Raw genomic sequence first — 16,884 nt, 5'->3', positions numbered from 1 at the left:
CTGCGCCGATGATTCGCTCGCTGACGCTCGCTCATGCCGCCACCTCGCTCCGCTCGGCGCCGGCATGAGGCACCTCCGCGCTGCGCCGATGATTCGCTCGCTGACGCTCGCTCATGCCGCCACCTCGGCCATCGGCACCCGTACGCCGGTGCGCTCGGCGACCTCGCGGGCGGCGTCGTAGCCGGCGTCCACGTGCCGGATGACGCCCATCGCCGGGTCGTTGGTGAGCACCCGCTCGATCTTCTGCCCGGCGAGGGCGCTGCCGTCGGCCACGCATACCTGCCCGGCGTGGATGGAGCGGCCGATGCCCACGCCACCGCCGTGGTGGATGGAGACCCAGGAGGCGCCGCTGGCCGTGTTGACCAGCGCGTTCAGCAGCGGCCAGTCGGCGATGGCGTCGGAGCCGTCGGCCATGCCCTCGGTCTCCCGGTACGGGCTGGCCACGCTGCCGCAGTCGAGGTGGTCCCGGCCGATGACGACCGGCGCGGACAGCTCACCGGAGGCCACCATCTCGTTGAACCGCACGCCCGCCCGGTCCCGCTCGCCGTAGCCGAGCCAGCAGATCCGCGCCGGCAGGCCCTGGAACGCCACCCGCTCGCCGGCCATCCGGATCCACCGGGCGAGCGACTCGTTCTCCGGGAACAGGTCGAGGATCGCCCGGTCCGTGGCGGCGATGTCGGCCGGGTCGCCGGAGAGCGCCGCCCACCGGAACGGGCCCTTGCCCTCGCAGAACAGCGGCCGGATGTACGCGGGCACGAAGCCGGGGAAGTCGAAGGCCCGCTCGTACCCACCGAGCTTCGCCTCGCCCCGGATCGAGTTGCCGTAGTCGAAGACCTCGGCGCCGGCGTCGAGGAAGCCCACCATGGCCGCCACGTGCCGCGCCATCGAGGCCCGGGCGCGGTCGGTGAACTCGGCCGGCTTGCTGGCCGCGTAGTCGCGGGCGTCGGCGAGTTCGACCCCCACGGGCAGGTACGACAGGGGGTCGTGCGCGCTCGTCTGGTCGGTGACCACATCGACCTCGACGCCCCGCACCAGCAGCTCGGGGAAGACGACCGCCGCGTTGCCGACCACGCCGACGCTCAACGCCCGGCGCTCCCGCTTCGCGGCGAGCACGCGGTCCACGGCGTCGTCCAGGTCGTCGGCGATCTCGTCGAGGTAGCGGTCGCGGACCCGGCGCTCCAGCCGGGACCGGTCCACGTCCACGATGAGGCAGGCGCCGCCGTTCATCGTGACGGCGAGCGGCTGGGCGCCGCCCATCCCGCCGCACCCGGCGGTCAGCGTCAGCGTGCCGGCGAGGGTGCCGCCGAACCGCTTGGCGGCCACCGCCGCGAACGTCTCGTACGTGCCCTGGAGGATGCCCTGGGTGCCGATGTAGATCCAGGAGCCGGCCGTCATCTGCCCGTACATGGTGAGGCCGAGCGCCTCCAGCCGGCGGAACTCGGGCCAGGTCGCCCAGTCGCCGACCAGGTTGGAGTTGGCCAGCAGCACCCGCGGCGCCCACTCGTGGGTGCGCAGGACGCCGACCGGCCGCCCGGACTGCACGAGCATCGTCTCGTCGTCGCGCAGGTCCGTGAGCGTACGCACCAGCGCGTGGTACGACGGCCAGTCCCGGGCGGCCCGGCCGGTGCCGCCGTAGACCACCAGGTCCTCCGGCCGCTCGGCGACCTCCGGGTCCAGGTTGTTCATGAGCATCCGCAGCGCGGCCTCCTGCGGCCACCCCTTCGCGGTGCGTTCGGTGCCGCGGGCGGCGCGGACGGGCTGGTGCATCTCGAACTCCTCTCAGTCGAGGAACAACTGTCGACGGGCGGCGGACGCCTCGAACGCCTCCAGCCGGCGCTGCGTCTCGGCCGGTGCCGCGTCGCAGATCGCCTGGAGGAGCACCATGGCCAGGGCCATCGGGGCGGTGTGCAGGTCGAAGACCAGGTCGGTGCCGACGGCGGCGGGGAGCACCACCTCGGCGTGGTCGGTGGCCGGGCTGACCGGGGAGTCGGTGATCGCCACGACGGCCAGTCCCGCGTCGCGGGCCTCGCGCAGCGCATCCAGCGTCTCCCGGGGGTAGCGGGGCAGCACGAACGCGAGCAGCGCGCTCGCCCCGGCCGAGGCGGCCTGGTCCAGCCGGTCCATGAGCAGGCTGCCGCCGGAGTCGAGGGTGCGCACGTCCGGCAGGACCTTGGCGGCGAAGTAGGCGAAGTAGGCGGCCAGCGGCGCGGCGGCGCGCAGCCCGAGCACCGGTAGCGGGCGGCTGGCCGCGAGCAACGCGCCGGCCGTGCTGACCCGCTGGTCGTCGGCGAGTTGGTCGGCGAGCTGCCGCAGGTTGGCGGCCTCGGCGCGTACCGCCCGTTGGATCTCGGTGCCGGCGGGCCCAGCGGCGGCCGGCGTGCCGTTCCCCGCGGTGGCGATCTCGCGTAGCCGGCGGCGTAGCGCCGGGTAGCCGTCGTAGCCCAGCGCCATCGCGAACCGGGTGACCGACGGCTGGCTGACCTCTGCGAGCTCGGCGACCTCGGCGGCGGAGAGGTACGCCGCGGCCGGTAGCTGCTGCACCAGACAGTGAGCGATCCGGCGCTGGGTGGGCGTCAGCCGAATTCCGTGGAACAGGTCGAGCACCGGATCGGTGGACGGGCCGACACCTCCTTCATTCACTCCGCGACTCTATGCATGAAAACTTTCAGAGCGCAACCCGTCCGTGCAGGTCGCGATCACCTCCCACGGGCTGTCGGGCGGCCGACCGGCGGGCGACCGCACGAGCGCCACCTCTGTAGGATCCCCGAGGCGGTAGAGCAGAGGGAGCGAGCATGCAGTCGGTTGGCCCGTACCGGTTCACCCACGCGCTGGGCAGCTGTCCAGTCGGCAAGGCCTGGGCCGCCATCGACGGGCAGGGCCGGCTCGTCACGGTTGCCGTACTCGACGCCACCGCGGCGAACACTCCCGGTTGGCGGGAGGCTTTCGCCGGCGCCGCCAACAATATGTCTCAGATGCTGGGAGGTCGGGCCTACACGTACGCCGACTTCTCCGCGGCGGAGCCGTGGGTGGCCTATCCGGCCGAGGCCGGCCCGCGCGCGGAGATGTTGTTCCGTGCGCTCGGGCAGGAGTTCGAGCCGGCACCGACCAATGAGGACGGAAGGCCGGCGTCCGGGGTGCCGCAGCAGGTTTCGAGCCCGCCGGTCTCCGGGGCACCGACGTCGGGCGGGCCGGGTGCTCCCTGGGCTCTGCACGCCGGCCCGCTGCCTACCGTGCCGCCCGAGCCGGTGTCGCCGTCCGCGCCCTCCGTCCCGGCTCCGCCCACCGTGCCGTCGCCAACCGCCGCGCCCGTGACGTCGGTGCCGCCCGCCGACAGCACGGTCCACCTACCGGTGATCCAGTCCGTTCCCCCCGCGCCCGCGGCCCCTGCCGCTCCGGACCCGTTCGACACCTCCGGCGGGCGACGGATCACCCCGGTCGAGCGACCGCCACGCAACCGGACCGGTCTGTGGATCGGAGCGGTCATCCTGGCCGCCGTCCTGGCTGGCGGCGCCGGGTTCCTCGCGGGTGGCGCGCTCGGCGACGACGAACCGACCAGCCCGGCGGCCAGCGCGGCGCCGCCGCTGTACGAGGCCACGCAGCATTCGCTGAACAAGGCGAAGTTCGATGCCGACTTCATGCCGATCGCGGAGCCTTGGCTACCCGAGGTCGGCGGATGCGCGATCGACACCGAGGTCGGCGGCCCGAAGCTGCCGGAGGGCGAGAAGCGGCATGTCTTCTGCCGGTACCTCAGCCTGTCCGTGCACTTTGCCCTCTACGAGTCGCCGGACAAGAAGAACGCTGCGCGTGCCTACCGGCAGGAGATGGGTGTCGTCAACCGCGCGCTCGCGCCGGGGCTGCGCGAGGCGTCGCAGGCAACGGGCGGGGTCAGCAAGGCCCCCGGAAACTACGTCGAGTACGCGGGCAACGGGCACGACGGACGGCCAGTCTGCGGGATCTGGTGGGACCGCGACGACAGTATGACCGCTGTCTACTTCGAGACTCCGTGCGCGGCGGGGATCGCCGGCAACTGGGACGCGCTGCGCGACGTGTGGCAGCGGACCAGCTGACGCGGCGGACGACGTGACGTCCGTGGCCGACGGCTCCTCCTCGGCGCGACCGGAACCGGTCCTGCCCGTGCGCCGGGCGATGTCCATCGCCGGCTAGCGCACGACTCCGCCTCTCGGCGGCGGCACCAGGCAAACGTCGCTGCCGACGGGCCCGGTGCCGGTGAGGTCGAACCGCACGACACGGGCACCCTGGAAGGCCCGCTCGGTGACGGCCGCTCCGCCACTTCCGAGCCGGACGATGAGGTCCCGGTTCTGCAGCTCGTCCCAGTCGGTGGCCTGGAAGAGCCACACCCGCGACCGCCCCGCCAGCAGAGTCGACACCGGCTGTCTCGAGCAGCCGGTCGGCTCGGCCGGGACCACGTAGCCATCGGCCGGAGGGCCGTAGTGGGCCTGGGCGTTCCACGACACGGGGGTTGCGAGGACCACGTCGCCGGGGCGCATCTCGGCGCTCAGGTAACGCAGTGCGGACCGGTAGTCCGCCACGTTGGCGCCGCCGCCCTGCTTGAAGGCCCGCGCCGGATTCGCGGTGACGACCACATCCATCGCCAGCTGCGGCACCGCCAGCGCGACCACCAGAGCCGCCCCCGTGGCCCAGCCGATCCAACCGAGAACCACCTGCCGGGCGCGCGGCGACGCGAGCGCGAAGCCGATCAGCATCAACCAGGACGGCACCGCGTAGAGCGCCAAGCGGCCGTTGAAGGGGTAGATCGAGAGGGCGGCGCCGCCGAGACCGACGGCCAGCGGGGCGAGCAGGATGAACACGGCAACAGGATTCAGCCGGCGCCAGCACAGGACCGCACCGATGATCAGCAACGGCACGACGACCCATGCCGACCAGATCACGAACGGCACGGAGGCCAAGGTCCGGTAGGTCGCGCCGATCCAGTCCAGGGTGGCCGGTAGGTCGCCCAGCGAGTGTTCCGGATAGATGGACTTACCCCGCCAGTAGGCCTTTAGCTGCGGATCGCGCAGCCCTGGCGCCAACAGGTGGACGTACACCAGGACCGCACCGAGGATCCAGACTGGCGCGGGCGCAGCGAAGCGCGCCAACTCCTGCCACCGCTCTCCAGAGGGGCGGCGTGGACGTGCCAGAACATCCACGGTGAGCAACGCAGCGAGGGCGATGACGACCGGAATGGCCAACGTGCTCAGCACCAGTGTGACCAGCGACGTCGCCCAGAACACCAGACCAGCACGCCATGTCAGCGCTTGACGGGTGAGCAGGAGGGTGATCCCTACGAGCAGCGTCACGCAGAACGCGTCGGCGCTGTACTGCTTGAGTTCGTTCGAGTAACCGACCAAGAACGGCGCAATGGCGACGAGCAGCAGCGCCGCGAGCGCCGACGGTGCCGGCATGAGGCGGCGCCCGAGGTACGCGACGAGGGGTAGCAGCGCCAGCCCGAACAGCAGGGGTACGAGCCGCAGCGACCGTTCCGTGGCACCGAAGAGCTGCAGTGCGAGCCGTTCCAGCCACAACCACCCCGGCGGTGCCGTCTGGCTGAACGCCAGCGGTTCAAGCAGGTCGAGGTAGCCCCGGTCACGGAGGTTGTGCACCAGATAGAGTTCGTCGCCCCAGAAGCTGCGCGCGAACGACCACTGGCGGATCCTCAGTACGGCGCCGAGTGCGATGATCAGGCCGGCGAACGGCCAGTACGGCATCGGGGCCGGCGAGCTCTGCGCCGCTGGCGCGGGCGTCCCGGGTTCCGGCGCTGGAGGAGCTGGGCGCTCAGACAGCGGAGCTGCGACCGGCTGCCGTGCGCCCACCGCGGGTGTGGAAGTTGTTAGGGCCCAAGGCGGGCGCGACTCGGACACGGCGCGACGCTACCAAGGGTCCTCAGCGGTCAGACGAGCATCCCGTCTGCGGGCACGGGCGACGACGAACACGGCTCAGTCAGCCGCGGGCCGCGGAGGCGCGGGCACCGGGTCGCGTGGCACGGCGGCTGGGGTGGGCGGCACCGGTGAACCGATCATGCGGGCCGCGTGCCGGTGGCGCCGGGAAGCCGGCGGGAGGCCCACCAGGAACTCGGGGAACATCCCGAAGAACGTCCGGGCGCTCTGCAGCTCCAGCGTGTGCGCGCGCGACCACCGGAAGGAGTTCGTGGCCCTTCCCCAGTGGTGGATCCACCGGACGTCGCCGATCAGGGCGACGGGCAGTCCCCTGCGCCATGCCCGCAGGCCGAGCTCATGGTCCTCGTAGTAGAGGAAGAACCGTTCGTTCCACCCGCCCAGTTCCACGAAATCCGCCGTCCGTGCGGCGACGGCCGCGCCCATCACCCAGGCCACCCACAGGGCCTCACCCGGCCCGGCGGTGAGACGGTACGAGGCGTGCAGTCGGGACAACGGCCAGACCTTGCGGTTGCCCACCTTCGCGGTGGCATAGGGGAAGCCGCGGCCGTTGGGCTGGGCGACGCCGTCCGACGAGAGTAGTTGGGGCGCCGCCAGCCCACCGTGCATGTCAAGGTGCCCCGCCAGCACGTCGAAGCCGCTTGGGTGTATCTCCAGATCCGGGTTCGCGAACAGGAGGTAGTCTCCAGCCGCCTGGCGAAGCCCGACATTGTTCGCACGGGAGAAGCCGACGTTCTCCGGGAGCCGGATGACCTGGGCGCCCAACTCCTTGGCCACCGTGGCGGAGTCGTCCGACGAGGCGTTGTCGACGACGATCCACTCGTACGGCTTGGCCTCGTCGTGCCAGCATCGGCGCAGGGTGTCGGCCGAGTTGTAGGTGACCGTCACGACGCTCCAGCGATGTCCTGCCATCAGGCTCTCCGAACTGTCAGGTAGCTGTACAGGGATGCGAAGCCGAACCGCTTGCCCTTCCACTGCCGCCGGGCGGCTGGCGCGTCGAGGAGGCCGCGCCCCACGCCGCGGAGGAACGGCCGTAGCAGGCCCTGGCGGGCACGGCGGGCTGCCAGTGCGAGGTGCGCCACCGCGAGTACGGGAATCGCCACGAGCATCAGCGGCCAGGTGAAGGTCCGGGCCGCTACCAGGAGCCGGTTGCGGGCCAGGAGGAAGGCGCGGAAGCCCTGGAGCTTGTTGTCGCCCTCGACGCTGTGACCGCCGGCGTGCGGGAGCACGAGATCGAGTTCCCGGGTGCGGGATCCGGAGGCGTGGAGGCGGAAGGCGAGGTCGGCGTCCTCGCCCCAGGCGAAGAGGTGCTCGTAGAACCCGCCGAAGCGTTGGAAGAGCTCGGTGGGGAATACGGCGGCGCCGCCCGACGGGCCGAGCGGTCGACGTGCGGACGTCGCGGGCCGGTCGATGAAGAGCGAGATGGGGTTGATGTCGATGCCCACGTACTCGCCCCCGTGCATGGCGAGCCCGACCGCGACGGGTTCGGCCGGGTGGTCCGCGACGGCTGCGAAGATCCGGCCGAGCGCGTCGTCGGGCAGCCAGACATCCGGGTTCAGCAGCAGCACGTGGCTCGTGGTCGCGGCCGTGACCGCCCGGTTGCAGCCTGCCGCGAAGCCGGGATTCGACGAGTCCGGGAGGTACAGGTACCGCCCGTCATCCAGGTGCTCGGCGATGAGCTTCTCGCACCCGTCCTCCGGCCAGTTGTCGGCAAAGATGAAGTGCACCGGCAGCTCACGGGCACTGCGTACCCACGTCGGCAGCGTCTGCGCCAGCATCTCGCCGGACCGGTAGAGGACGGTGACGATCGTGAGGCCCGTGACGGGCGAGGCATTCATCTCGCGGGTCTCCCCAGCCGATACAGGACCCAGAGCCCGGGCACCAGGCTCAGCCAGGTCGGATAGATGAGCGGATAGAGCTCGTATATGCCGAACAGGGCGAAGTACACGATGAAGCCCCGTCCCAACTGCTCCGCCGGTTGAGTCGAGAACTCGAACCAGCGCTCGCTCGCCCCGACGGCCAGCCCCAGCGCGGCGAAGAAGAACAGAGCGCCGACCGGACCGTAGTCGAGTAGGGGGATGGCCGCGAACGTCGCGGTGTTCATGAAGTACGGCTGACTGAGCTGCGCCGTCACGCCGTACAGGTCGACCTCGCCGACGAGTGGCTGCACCCGGGAACCCAGGAAGGTCAGCGAATAGGCGCCGTACGCCGGCTCCAGGTGCTCTCGCTGCGACCAGAGCCGGCCGAACGTCTCTGTCGAGGAGCTGAGCGACAGGTCGAGCGAGCCAGCGCTGCTGGCCAGGGCGTTGTTGCCGTACCGGGACCGGAACTCGGTCTCGAAGGTGCCCGTGCCCGCGAGGGTGCGCTGACCACCGAGGTAGACCGCGGCTCCGAGAGCCACGGCGCCGATGAGGAGGACGGCGGCCGTTCTCGGGACGGACTTCCGCGGAAGGAGCTTCGCTGGGAGGAGTCTGGCCGGAAGGAGCTTCGCTGCCCGCCACGGTGGACGACGTACCGACAGGGCGGTGATGAGGGCGGGCGCGATGCCGACCAGCACCGAGTTCTTGCTCGCCCCGAGGGCCGCTCCGACGGTGAACACGCCGGCGAGCGCGTAGTAAATGAGCGATCCTCGCAGGCTCCCGGTCAGAGCGCGCAGGAGGGAGATTGCCATGCCGAGCGTCCACGCCTCGGACAGCAGCCCGACGACGACGTTCGACTGCTGCCGCAGCACTTGCCGCGCGGCGTCGGGGTTGTCGGCGAGAAGGGGCGGAACCACACCCCGATACCGCACCGCCGCCGTCACGACCGCGATGGCGAGCAGCACGGCGAGGTACGTGAGCAGTCGCCGTTCGGACGGCCAGGAGAGGCGGGGCCGAGGCGGCGCGACGACGGAGAACGACGAGCCGCTCACCCGCCTCCCGACGGACCACGCGACAAGAAAGATCGTTACGTATCCGGCGAGAACGGGCAGCACGGCGCTGCCGGCCCAGGAGTCGTACGGCCCGGGCAGGGCCAGTACGGCGAGGAAGGCGGCGCTCCAGGCGGCCGCGCAGGCGGCGAGCGCCCACATGCGCCGCCGGGCGGCCCAGAGGGCAGCCACCGTGAGCCCGAACGTGACCGCGACGCCAGCGTTCTGTGTGCCGAGGAGGAGGAGCACACCGGCGACGACGGGTGTGCCGACGGACCAGAGCCGCTTCTCAGCGGCGGTCATCGGCGACCGCTCGGTACAGCTGGAGCCAGTTCTGTACGCATCGCTGGAACGAGTACTCCAGTGCGTACTCGCGCGCCAGTTCACGGCGTTGGTCGGTGTAGGCGGAGCTCGTCGTCGCCATCCGGATGGCCGCCACCATCGCCGGTGCCGTCATGTCCGCTTGATACGCGAGAACGCCGGTGGCCCGCCGGGTGATCTCGGCCAGTCCGCCGACGCCGGAGTGCACGACCGGTACCCCCAGGGACATCGCTTCCAGGGCGCTGCGTCCGAAGGACTCCACTCGGGACGGCACGAGCAGGCAGTCGATCTTCTGCAGGAAGGCCGCCGCGTCCACCCGACCGACGAGCTCGAGATTCGGAAGCGGCGGCAGGGGAACGGTTCCCGCGCCTGCGACCAGGAACTCGATCTCGGGTAGCGCGGTAGCGATGTCCCCCAGGAGGTCGGCGCCCTTCTCCTTCTCGATCCGGCCGAGGAATCCGACCCGGACAGGTTCCCCGGTACGGAGGTCCGCTGCGTCGTCCACGCTCGGCCACACCGCGGGCAGCGGGTTGTTGATGACATGAACGTCACGGACGTGTCCGCGTACCCTCAGCTCTTCTGCCTCGAAGGCGGAGACCGCGACGGTCGCGTGCGGCCGGAGCCGGCGGGAGAGCAGGTCCGTGGTGATGTTCGCCTGTACCGCGGCCTTCGCCCGCAGTGACTCCGCGGCATCACGGTACTGCCACAGACTGTTGTGCAGCGCCACTACCAGCGGTGTCCTCCGCCCCTGGATGCCCAGCCCCGCTCGCACGTGCATCGCCGCCGACAGCAGATGGGCGCTCACGACGTCCGGCTCGACCTCGGTCACGAGGCGCCGGATCTCCCGCGCGTACGCCAGGTCGATCCGCCGTCGGGCACCCAGTGGGAACCACGGGACACCCGACGCGCGTAGCGATTCGGCCACCTCGTCGTCAGGGGTCGCGGCGACGACCTGCACGCCCTGCTCGGACAACGCCGGGAGCATCTCGATGAGGAAGCGCTCGGCGCCGCCGAGCTGCCGCCGTCCAGAGCCGCCCGTCGTGCACACGAACAGGATCCTCATCGGGTGCTCATCCCTTCGAGGGCGCCTCTGGCTACCGCTCGCCGGGCGGGACCGCCACCGACCACCGCGCGCAGGAGTACTCCGAACGTGTAGGCGGAGCAGGCGATCGTGCCGCGCCAGCCGGCCAGCTCCCGGCTGGCCCGGATGAACTCGCGGGTCTGCCGGCGGGAGATCTCCTCCGCCCCCCATCGGACCTTGGCGCTCGCGTCGTCCTCGTGCGTCACGACGGCCTCCGGAACGTAGGCCAGCCGCAGCCCTCGCCGCCGGATCGCCCAGCAGAGACGCAGATCCTCTGAATAGAAGAAGGACGACTCGTCGACGCCACCGATCTCGTCGAGCGTCTGTCGACGGATGGCGACGAACGGCCCGGAAAGCCAGTCACCGTGCTCCGGCGTCGAAACGATCCGCAGGCGGGGAAACAACACGCTGAGTCCAGTGGCGTGCCCGAGGCCCGTGGCCACCGTCAGGAATCGTCCCGCCGCCGTCTGATCCTTCCCGGTGACATCCAGCACCTTCGGGAAGGCGGCCCCTACCGCCGGGTCGTCGAGTCGCGCAAGCAGTTTCTCGATGGCGCCGGGCTGGACGACGATGTCGTTGTTCGACAAGATCACCCGCGAGCGGGTGCTGTGCCGTACGCCGAGGTTCATACCCTTGGCGTAGCCCAGGTTCGTCTCGGACCGGACGTAACGGGCGCCGGTCTCGTCGCACATCGCGCGCAGCGCCGCACTGATCTCCGCAGCACTGCCGTTGTCCACGACGATGATCTCCGCGTCGGGGGGCAGCGATTTGACGCAACCGTTGGTGCGCTCAAAGTCTTCCCAGGTCAACACGACGATTGAGACATCCACCGCTATGCCATCCGATTGAGGAGTAGGTGCGACGATCGCTGCAGGCTCTGCCGGGTTCGGAACGCGTACACGCCGTACGCCATCGACGACGCCAGGGCGGCGCCGATTGCGCCGGCCCATGGGATGAGGAGAAAGTACAGGACGACCGAGACGGACATCGTCACGAGGGCGACCGCGGTGGTCGCCCGCTCGCCGCTGCGCTTGAGGAGGGCCGCACTCCAGGTCTTGCCAGCCGAGAGCGCCAGCGTTCCTGGCAGCAGAAGCAGGCCGAAGATCCACGCTTGGCCGTAGTCGGGAGCCAGAAGGCCGAGGGCAGCGAGCCCGATCACAGCCAGGGACGCCACCGGCAGCGCCGTCCTCACCACCGCCCGGCTCTGGTCCTGGATCGCGTCGGGGTCCCGCTCGGCGAGGATCCGCTGAGCTCTGACCACCGCGCCCGACTGAGCGAACTCGAGCGCGGCCACGGCCAGGGCGTAGACGCCGAGCGGGCCCGCGCCGGCGAACCGGGCGACGAGGATCTGGCTCAACCGGTAGGTCAGCATCTGGGCGCAGACACCGACGTGCAGTTGCCCGACGGCGACGGCGTCCGCGCGGTACTCGGCGCGACCGGCCGTTCCCGCTGGCAGTGGCCGGAACCGTCGCGCCCAGACCAGGACCGTCATGGCCAGGACGGCCGCGGTGGCGAGCTGCACGAGGAGCCAGAGCACGCTCCAGAGGCTCCCGTCGACCTTGCCACGCACAAAGAGGATGGCGTAGCCGGCCACGAGCACCGCGCCTCCTGCCGCGCGCATCGAGTACACGAACCAGAACTTCTTCAGCCGCAGACCCAGCGACGCGGCCGTGTTGAACACGGTGAGGGCGCAACCCGCGCCGATGCCGACGGCGTAGCTACCGATGCCGGCGAACGCCGTGAGTAGCGCCGCCGTGGCGGCCGTCAACCCGAGCGAGACTCCGAGGATGGTGAGGATCCACAACCGCCCCCGGGAAAAGACCCAACCGGCGGGACGGGAGAGCAGGAACGTGTCGAGGGACAGACCACCGAGCGCCGCACCCATCGTGGCACTCACCATGTTGGCGGCGAGTTCGCCGCGCTCCGCGGCCGGCAGCGTCACCGACACGAGCGCGGCGAGGCCGGTCAGGCCGAGTGCGGCGATGTACAGACGTTCGGGTGAGACGAGCCCCCGAACCAGACTCAGCACCCGCTGTCCCGAGCGCCCACCGGGTCAGAGCCTGACCATGACCGAGCAGCGCCGACCAGCGACACGCCTTCCACTCGTCTCCCCCGAAATGTGGTAGATGTGCGGGTACGACGAGTCCCCCGTCGCTGGCACTTTCTACCCGAACCGTGTTCGTCACCGCAATCGACCGTAAGGCCGAGGTGGCGTGCGACGTGAACCGCCCGTGGCCCGCCCGAGCCGGGAGAGCGGAGAGGTAGGCTGGCGCTCTTCGGTGACCGATCGACATGGAGCCGCATGTACCTCGCCCGCAACCTCGGCGCGTATTGGATCACCGTCGTCCTGCTCGCGCTGCTGGGTGGGGTCGCGACCGGCGTCCTGGCCGCACGTCAGCCTCCGAGCTACCGGTCCGAGGTGCAGTTGCTCGTCACGTTCGTGGCGGACGGTGCGGGGGAAGCCGCGAGTTCTCCGCCACCCGACGCGGGCAAGCTGATGCAGCGGCGGGTGAAGAGTTACGCCAGCATGATGAACACGCCCCGGTTGACGGTTCCCGTGATCGAATCGCTCGGCCTACCGGACACCCCGGCGCAGTTGGCCGACGCCATCGTGGCGTCGTCACCGTTGGACAGCCTGGCGATCGACGTCAGCGTCACGTACCGCGACGCACAGACCACCGCGGCGATCGCCGAGGCGCTCGCCGTCGAGCTGCAGCGGATCGCCGACCGCGACCTGGCGCCCGCCGGCCTCGGCGCCAAGGCGAAGGCATCGGTGGTCCAGCCTCCTGCCGTTCCCGACCGGCCTGAGGCAGTGCCCTGGCCGCTGCACGTGGCCGGCGGGGTGCTCGGTGGGTTGTTGATCGGGGTCGGTGTGGCCCTCGCCCGTTCCTACCGGCGGGACGGCACGCCGGTCCAAGCCGACGTGAGAACGGTCTGGAAGGCTGCCCGGGAACGGTGGCGCTCGTCGCAGCGGTCGGAGGGCGGTGCCGACGAGGCGGAGACCGCTGCATCTGCCGGCTGAACAGTGGCCTGCTCCGGTCCCTGGCGCAGCTCTGAGCGGCGTCGGCCGCAATCGGACGGGCCTCCTGACCGTTGTGCCCTCCGGCACCTTCCCCCTGGTGGGTTCCGGTGCCGACCAGCCGTCACGGGGCGGAGGCAGGGCCGCCCGCACGGGCGGAGGCGATGCCCGAACGTAGGCTGGCCGTGAACGACTGACAGGTCTCGTAGTCCGGAAGCAGCCCCGATTTCCGCGCCTCGGCCAGACTCGGCGCGGCGGCGTCCCGGGCTGACAACTGCGGCGTCTCCGCAGGCCAGTCGATCGCCAGCTCCGGGTCGAGCGGGTGCACGGCGTGCTCGGCCGTCGGGTTGTACGTGGTGGAACAGAGGTAGGTCAGGGTGGCGTCGTCGGTCAGGGCGCAGAAGCCGTGCCCCAGACCCTCGCTCAGGTAGACCGCCCGGCGGTCGACGTCGTCCAGGCGGACCGCCTCCCAGCGGCCGAACGTCGGCGACCCCACCCGGATGTCCACGATCACGTCGAGGACCGCCCCGCGTACGCAGGTGACGTACTTGGCCTGGCCGGGCGGGACGTCGGCGAAGTGGATGCCCCGGACGACCCCCTGCGCGGAGACCGAGAGGTTGCCCTGGGCGAGCCGGAGCGGGTGGCCGACCGCCGCCGCGAGGTGGTCGAAGCGGTACCACTCCATGAACAGCCCGCGCGGGTCGCCGTGCTGCTGGGGCGTGATCTCCCAGGCGCCCTCGACGCCCAACTCACGCAGCTTCACGCGCCACCGGCTTCCCATGCGCATCGTCCAGCAGGTTGAGCAGGTAGTCGCCGTACCCGCTCTTGACCAGCGGTCGGGCCAGCTCGCGCAACCGCTCGTCGTCGATGAGGCCGGCCCGCCAGACGACCTCCTCGACGCAGCCGATCTTCAGGCCCTGGCGTTCCTCGATCACCCGCACGAACTCGGCGGCCTGCATCATCGCCGTGAACGTGCCGGTGTCCAGCCAGGCGGTGCCGCGGTCCAGCACGGTCACCGCCAGTTCGCCGGTGGCCAGGTACGCCTCGTTCACCGCGGTGATCTCCAGCTCGCCCCGGTCGCTGGGCTTCAGGCCCCGGGCGATGTCGACGACCCGGTTGTCGTAGAAGTACAGGCCCGGCACCGCGTACCGGGACTTCGGCTTCTCCGGCTTCTCCTCGATCGAGAGCACCCGGCCGTCGGCGTCGAACTCGACGACGCCGTACGCCGTCGGGTCGGCCACCGGGTACGCGAACACCCGCCCGCCGACCGGGTCGCCCTCGGCGGCGAGCTGCCGACCCAGGCCGACGCCGTAGAAGATGTTGTCGCCCAGGATGAGCGCCACCGACTCGTCGCCGATGAAGTCCGCGCCCAGCAGGAAGGCCTGGGCGATGCCCTCCGGGCGGGCCTGCGTCGCGTACTCCAGTCGCAGGCCCCACTGGCTGCCGTCACCGAGCAGTCGCCGGAACTGGGCCTGGTCCTCGGGGGTGGTGATCACCAGGATCTCCCGCACCCCGGCCATCACGAGCGTGGAGAGCGGGTAGTAGATCATCGGTTTGTCGAAGACCGGCATCAGCTGTTTGGACACCGCCCGGGTGACCGGCCAGAGCCGTGAGCCGGTGCCGCCAGCGAGAAGGATTCCGCGCACACGGGGAGGCTACCGGCAGCAGCGCGAATCCGAGGTCCGGGTCACCTTTGCGACGAGGCTGGTCTGCGTACACTTCTTGACTCGTGAGGATCCTCGTCACCGGCGGAGCCGGATTCATCGGGTCGGAGTACGTCCGCATGCTCCTCGGAGCCCCCGGCGGCAGTGCGGCGGACGTGCCGGCGCTCGACCCGACCGGTGTCACGGTGCTCGACGCCCTGACCTACTCGGGCAACATGGCCAACCTCGCACCGGTGGCCGACGACCCCCGGCTGCGGTTCGTGCGCGGCGACATCCGCGACGCCGCCCTCGTCGACGAGGTCGTCGCCGGTCACGACGTCATCGTGCACTTCGCGGCGGAATCGCACGTCGACCGCTCGATCGCCGGGGCGGCGCCGTTCGTCACCACCAACGTCGTGGGTACCCAGACCCTGCTCGACGCCGCGCTGCGCCACGGCACCTCGCGGTTCGTGCACGTGTCGACCGACGAGGTGTACGGCTCGATCGAGACCGGCTCGTGGACGGAGACCTGGCCGTTGTCGCCGAACTCGCCGTACTCGGCCTCGAAGGCGGCCTCCGACCTGCTCGTCCTGGCCTACCACCGCACCCACGGGCTGGACGTCGTCGTCACCCGCTGCTCCAACAACTACGGGCCGTACCAGTTCCCCGAGAAGGTCATCCCGCTGTTCGTCACCAACCTGCTCGACGGCGGCACCGTGCCGCTCTACGGCGACGGCGGCAACGTGCGGGACTGGCTGCACGTGCACGACCACTGCCGGGGCATCGCGCTGGTGCAGCAGAAGGGCCGCGCCGGTGAGGTCTACAACATCGGCGGCGGCACGGAGCTGACGAACAAGGAGCTGACCGGCCGCCTGCTGGAGGCCTGCGGCGCCGGCTGGGACCGGGTCGTGCCGGTCGCCGACCGCAAGGGCCACGACCGCCGCTACTCGCTGGACATCACCAAGATCAGCCAGGAGCTGGGGTACGCGCCGAGCGTCGACCTGGAGCAGGGCCTCGCCGAGACGGTGCGGTGGTACCGCGAGAACCGCGCCTGGTGGGAACCGCTGAAGACCTCCTCCGCGGCCCAGGCCGGCGCGTGAGCCGCCTGCTGGTCACCGGCGCCGGCGGGATGCTGGGCCGGGATCTCCTGGCGGTCCTGCGCGCACGGGGTGACCTGTCGGTCACGGCCGCGACGCGCGCCGAACTCGACGTCACCGACCCGGAGGCGGTGCGGGCCGCCGTCGCCGGGCACGACCTCGTCATCAACGCGGCGGCGTGGACCGATGTGGACGGCGCCGAGACCCAGGAGGCGGCGGCCACCGCCGTCAACGGGGACGCCGTCGCCCACCTGGCCGGCGCGTGCGCGGCAGCCGGCGCCCGGATGATCCACGTGTCGACCGACTACGTGTTCCGGGGCGACGCCGCCGAACCGTACCCGGAGGACGCCGTCCCGTCGCCGGTGAACGCGTACGGGCGCAGCAAGCTGGCCGGGGAGGTCGCGGTGACCCGGCTGTTGCCGGACGGCGGCCACATCGTGCGCACCGCCTGGTTGTACGGCGAGCACGGTCCCAACTTCGTGGCCACCATGCTGCGGCTGGCGGGGGAGCGGGAGTGGCTCGACGTCGTCGACGACCAGCGGGGGCAGCCGACCTGGTCGTACGCGCTGGCGGAACGGCTCGTCGCGCTGGCCGACGCGGTGCTCGCCGGGAGGGCCGCCCCCGGCGTCTACCACGGCACCGCGTCGGGCGAGACCACCTGGTACGGCCTCGCCCGCGCGGTGTTCACGCTCCGGGGGCTCGACCCCGACCGGATCCGCCCGACCACCAGCGACCGCTTCCGCCGCCCGGCGCCGCGTCCCGCGTACAGCGTCCTGGCGCACGAGCGGTGGGCGGCCGCGGGCCTGCCGCCCATGGGTGACTGGGAATCGGCGCTGGCCCGGGCCCTGGCCTCCGGCTTCGCCGGCTAGCTGGCCGGTCCGGCCCGGTGTCGCCCGCGCCCGG

Annotated in this window: 15 protein-coding genes; 4 read left to right on the top strand and 11 right to left on the bottom strand. The window is 71.2% G+C overall.

Features of this window, described 5'->3' with window-relative positions; all coding sequences use genetic code 11:
• Positions 1 to 111 precede the first annotated feature (111 nt).
• Positions 112 to 1,767, bottom strand: a complete 1,656-nt coding sequence (gene hutU / locus D7I43_RS29905) for a urocanate hydratase (protein WP_120331929.1) — start codon at positions 1,765 to 1,767, stop codon at positions 112 to 114.
• 12 nt (positions 1,768 to 1,779) lie between these two features.
• Positions 1,780 to 2,640, bottom strand: a complete 861-nt coding sequence (locus tag D7I43_RS29900; protein ID WP_120331928.1) for a MurR/RpiR family transcriptional regulator — start codon at positions 2,638 to 2,640, stop codon at positions 1,780 to 1,782.
• A 152-nt stretch (positions 2,641 to 2,792) separates the two neighbouring features.
• On the opposite strand from D7I43_RS29900, the gene D7I43_RS29895 reads away from it, so the two are divergent.
• Positions 2,793 to 4,067 (top strand): hypothetical protein, encoded by a 1,275-nt coding sequence (locus D7I43_RS29895; protein ID WP_120331927.1) that lies wholly within the window; start codon positions 2,793 to 2,795, stop codon positions 4,065 to 4,067.
• A gap of 93 nt (positions 4,068 to 4,160) precedes the next feature.
• On the opposite strand, the gene D7I43_RS29890 is transcribed toward D7I43_RS29895, so the two are convergent.
• From D7I43_RS29890 to D7I43_RS29860, 7 genes are all read right to left on the bottom strand, one after another.
• Positions 4,161 to 5,726: a glycosyltransferase family 39 protein gene (locus D7I43_RS29890; RefSeq protein ID WP_120331926.1), complete on the bottom strand. Its 1,566-nt coding sequence runs from the start codon at positions 5,724 to 5,726 to the stop codon at positions 4,161 to 4,163.
• Between the two features lie 228 nt (positions 5,727 to 5,954).
• A complete protein-coding gene (locus D7I43_RS29885; protein ID WP_120331925.1) occupies positions 5,955 to 6,824 on the bottom strand; it encodes a glycosyltransferase family 2 protein in 870 nt (289 codons plus the stop codon).
• Entirely contained in the window at positions 6,824 to 7,750 is a 927-nt protein-coding gene (locus D7I43_RS29880; RefSeq protein ID WP_120331924.1) for a glycosyltransferase family 2 protein, read from the bottom strand. The genes D7I43_RS29885 and D7I43_RS29880 overlap by 1 nt, the downstream gene beginning before the upstream one ends.
• Positions 7,747 to 9,123 carry a hypothetical protein gene (locus D7I43_RS29875; protein WP_120331923.1) on the bottom strand — a complete coding sequence of 459 codons (1,377 nt, stop codon included), beginning with the start codon at positions 9,121 to 9,123 and terminating at the stop codon, positions 7,747 to 7,749. Before D7I43_RS29875 ends, D7I43_RS29880 begins: the two co-directional genes overlap by 4 nt.
• Positions 9,110 to 10,204 carry a glycosyltransferase family 4 protein gene (locus D7I43_RS29870; RefSeq protein ID WP_120331922.1) on the bottom strand — a complete coding sequence of 365 codons (1,095 nt, stop codon included), beginning with the start codon at positions 10,202 to 10,204 and terminating at the stop codon, positions 9,110 to 9,112. The genes D7I43_RS29875 and D7I43_RS29870 overlap by 14 nt, the downstream gene beginning before the upstream one ends.
• Positions 10,201 to 11,034 carry a glycosyltransferase family 2 protein gene (locus D7I43_RS29865; RefSeq protein WP_240033255.1) on the bottom strand — a complete coding sequence of 278 codons (834 nt, stop codon included), beginning with the start codon at positions 11,032 to 11,034 and terminating at the stop codon, positions 10,201 to 10,203. The genes D7I43_RS29870 and D7I43_RS29865 overlap by 4 nt, the downstream gene beginning before the upstream one ends.
• 20 nt (positions 11,035 to 11,054) lie before the next feature.
• Complete coding sequence (locus D7I43_RS29860) at positions 11,055 to 12,251, bottom strand: polysaccharide biosynthesis protein (protein ID WP_120331920.1); 1,197 nt, start codon at positions 12,249 to 12,251, stop codon at positions 11,055 to 11,057.
• A gap of 273 nt (positions 12,252 to 12,524) precedes the next feature.
• Here D7I43_RS29860 and D7I43_RS29855 point away from each other — a divergent pair, with 273 nt between their 5' ends.
• Positions 12,525 to 13,244, top strand: a complete 720-nt coding sequence (locus D7I43_RS29855) for a YveK family protein (RefSeq protein ID WP_120331919.1) — start codon at positions 12,525 to 12,527, stop codon at positions 13,242 to 13,244.
• Positions 13,245 to 13,365: 121 nt separating this feature from the next.
• On the opposite strand, the gene D7I43_RS29850 is transcribed toward D7I43_RS29855, so the two are convergent.
• Positions 13,366 to 14,004 (bottom strand): dTDP-4-dehydrorhamnose 3,5-epimerase family protein, encoded by a 639-nt coding sequence (locus tag D7I43_RS29850; protein WP_120331918.1) that lies wholly within the window; start codon positions 14,002 to 14,004, stop codon positions 13,366 to 13,368.
• Complete coding sequence (gene rfbA / locus D7I43_RS29845) at positions 13,991 to 14,887, bottom strand: glucose-1-phosphate thymidylyltransferase RfbA (RefSeq protein ID WP_120331917.1); 897 nt, start codon at positions 14,885 to 14,887, stop codon at positions 13,991 to 13,993. The genes D7I43_RS29850 and rfbA overlap by 14 nt, the downstream gene beginning before the upstream one ends.
• Positions 14,888 to 14,970: 83 nt before the next feature.
• Between rfbA and rfbB the strand changes: the two genes are divergently transcribed.
• Together rfbB and rfbD are read left to right on the top strand one after the other, a co-directional pair.
• Positions 14,971 to 15,984, top strand: a complete 1,014-nt coding sequence (gene rfbB / locus D7I43_RS29840) for a dTDP-glucose 4,6-dehydratase (RefSeq protein WP_120331916.1) — start codon at positions 14,971 to 14,973, stop codon at positions 15,982 to 15,984.
• A complete protein-coding gene (rfbD, locus tag D7I43_RS29835; RefSeq protein WP_120331915.1) occupies positions 15,981 to 16,850 on the top strand; it encodes a dTDP-4-dehydrorhamnose reductase in 870 nt (289 codons plus the stop codon). The genes rfbB and rfbD overlap by 4 nt, the downstream gene beginning before the upstream one ends.
• Positions 16,851 to 16,884: the final 34 nt, after the last annotated feature.

Origin of the sequence: Micromonospora globbae, assembly GCF_003610785.1 — a bacterium.
Classification (GTDB): domain Bacteria; phylum Actinomycetota; class Actinomycetes; order Mycobacteriales; family Micromonosporaceae; genus Micromonospora; species Micromonospora globbae.
This window is presented reverse-complemented; position numbering and strand designations above follow the sequence as displayed.

Coding starts and splice junctions, on each gene's coding strand:
- D7I43_RS29875 (WP_120331923.1), bottom strand. CDS start 9,123: ATGACCGCCGCTGAGAAGCGGCTCTGGTCCGTCGGCACACCCGTCGTC.
- D7I43_RS29855 (WP_120331919.1), top strand. CDS start 12,525: ATGTACCTCGCCCGCAACCTCGGCGCGTATTGGATCACCGTCGTCCTG.
- D7I43_RS29895 (WP_120331927.1), top strand. CDS start 2,793: ATGCAGTCGGTTGGCCCGTACCGGTTCACCCACGCGCTGGGCAGCTGT.
- hutU (WP_120331929.1), bottom strand. CDS start 1,767: ATGCACCAGCCCGTCCGCGCCGCCCGCGGCACCGAACGCACCGCGAAG.
- D7I43_RS29890 (WP_120331926.1), bottom strand. CDS start 5,726: ATGCCGTACTGGCCGTTCGCCGGCCTGATCATCGCACTCGGCGCCGTA.
- D7I43_RS29870 (WP_120331922.1), bottom strand. CDS start 10,204: ATGAGGATCCTGTTCGTGTGCACGACGGGCGGCTCTGGACGGCGGCAG.
- D7I43_RS29885 (WP_120331925.1), bottom strand. CDS start 6,824: ATGGCAGGACATCGCTGGAGCGTCGTGACGGTCACCTACAACTCGGCC.
- D7I43_RS29880 (WP_120331924.1), bottom strand. CDS start 7,750: ATGAATGCCTCGCCCGTCACGGGCCTCACGATCGTCACCGTCCTCTAC.